Source organism: Bathymodiolus platifrons methanotrophic gill symbiont (genome assembly GCF_002189065.1).
In the GTDB taxonomy this organism is placed as follows: Bacteria; Pseudomonadota; Gammaproteobacteria; order Methylococcales; family Methylomonadaceae; genus Methyloprofundus.
The window spans coordinates 1-1820 of sequence record NZ_BDMN01000510.1 but is presented as its reverse complement, the minus strand read 5'-3'; the positions used below and the strand labels follow the sequence as shown (position 1 = coordinate 1820).

Sequence of the window (1820 nt, the reverse complement as noted above, 5' to 3'; positions counted from 1 at the left end):
GCGTAGGGCCGTTGTTTTGTCGGAATCGTAGCGCTAGCGTAGGTGGAGACAAAATAAAAGGCATTCCGAAACGCCGTCCAGTCATTTGAGGGAGTGTTACGAAGCCAGCACCGAGTTTACGATGGTAGTGGCGAAGTGGCACGTACGCAGGACGTCTGGGGCGCCGAAGGCATTAGCGGTCGCGTTAAGTTTTTGCCGCTTGCTTGGGCTGGGATGCCCAAAACAAGCTTTCGCAAAAATAGCGACTCCCCGCTTATCTCCCGTGAAGTAAGGATTTTCTTGATAAAACATCGTTGCAGTATCTTGTCCAAATGAAATTGTATTGCCTTCATTTAAGTAAGACTCATCTTCATCAATGAACCCTTTTTGCCCATTGTTTGAACCCAATCTAACAACGTAGGGGAATTTTCCTGTTGTTAAAACTGTTATCTTGTTGGCATCAAATCGTTTTTTAGGGGTGTTGACTTCAAATAAAGTGCATAATTTAAACTCTCCCCACTCAACATGTTTCAGTTTCTCGTTAAGTGGGGAGTCTACTTTTCCGCTGTTTTGCTTTCACCCGCTTGTTGTTTCAGTAAATTGGAAACTTCCCAAGCCAAATAATCACCGACCGTTTTCTTAAAATCCTGCAATGTAGGCTTAGTGTCAACGGGTATAGACTGATTCCAGTCAGCCCCGTTTTTGGGATCAATGGTGTTTTCGTAATATTCATTTTCGGTAAAAATAGTGAGTTTACTTTTACCAAAGCGCACTAAACTGATTAGCTCTTCATAGCGTTCTTTAGCGCGATCCGTATCTTTGAGGTTATTGCTGGATTTTTTCCGGTTGGTGCGTGTATAGCCATCGTTTGAAAAGTCGATAAACTTAACCATTTCATCTTGATGATGTGGTTCGTTTACCTTAAACACGTAGATGTGTGTTTGCACGCTGGATTTACCAATGAAGAGGTCTATCGGCATTTTGATGCTTGCCAATAGCGTGTGTTTTTTTAGAATTTTCTGATTGATTGCTTCCGCTTTTCCTGAACCAGATGAACCTTGAATAATAATGGCGGCATACCCTTTGTTCATCATTCCCAACGCTTTTTCGACAAATTCCATACCGTTGCCTTGGGCAGAGTACGGCGGATTAAGGATAAAAGCATCAGCGGGAAATTTTTTATCCGTTTCACCAAAGCCATATTTTCCGTCAAAATCCTGCAAAGAGTCTTTGTTTAGAATGTTGGAGCTGCCATCCCCCATCAAAATCATATTGAGAATAGCCAACATATAAACACTTGATAGTATTTCTAAACCGAGCAATTGTTCAGCCTTTATTTCCGCTTCTTTTTTTGCGAGCTCTTCAGGTGAGGTGATGGTGTTTTTTGCATCGATCAGCATTTCATTCATTGCTGCAACCAATAGCCCCGCTGAACCCGTGGCAAAATCCCACACATACGAATCCTTATTAACGCGTGCTAGCTTTGCTAAAAGGGTTGCAATATAAGACGGTGTAAGCACGACATCATTAAGTTTGTCTTGCGAAAAACCAAGCCAGCCATACATTTCATTAAAGAGCTTACCGGTAAAATCGGTGGTTAAGCCAATTAGGCGCGCCATGCTACCTCACGAAATTCCGGGACTCCTGTCGCCGTAATTCGTTCACCTACGCAGCGAATAGGAGATGCTCCAGCCGCCCTGCGTCCGCCACAGACTGAGCACAAAGCAGCTCAGTCATGGCTACCTCAAATGGCTCTACGGCTATTCGGGATAAAATTTTAGCCTCCCTCGCGCGCTATCGCGCACTTCGGATTGGCAAATTTCCCTGCGCCTTCTGGAGAC

At 44.0% G+C, this 1820-nt stretch carries 1 protein-coding gene and 2 pseudogenes; 1 reads left to right on the top strand and 2 read right to left on the bottom strand.

Annotated elements, in window-relative coordinates:
- Positions 1-93: 93 nt before the first annotated feature.
- Positions 94-315, top strand: a complete 222-nt coding sequence (locus tag CDZ78_RS23470) for a hypothetical protein (protein ID WP_244559310.1) — start codon at positions 94-96, stop codon at positions 313-315.
- Here the strand turns inward: CDZ78_RS23470 and CDZ78_RS23465 are convergent.
- Positions 253-504 (bottom strand): annotated as a pseudogene (locus tag CDZ78_RS23465) (restriction endonuclease subunit S); the annotation flags it as partial. The gene CDZ78_RS23470 and the pseudogene CDZ78_RS23465 sit on opposite strands and share 63 nt — an antisense overlap.
- Before the next feature lie 29 nt (positions 505-533).
- Positions 534-1586 (bottom strand): annotated as a pseudogene (locus CDZ78_RS19975) (HsdM family class I SAM-dependent methyltransferase); the annotation flags it as partial.
- Positions 1587-1820: the final 234 nt, after the last annotated feature.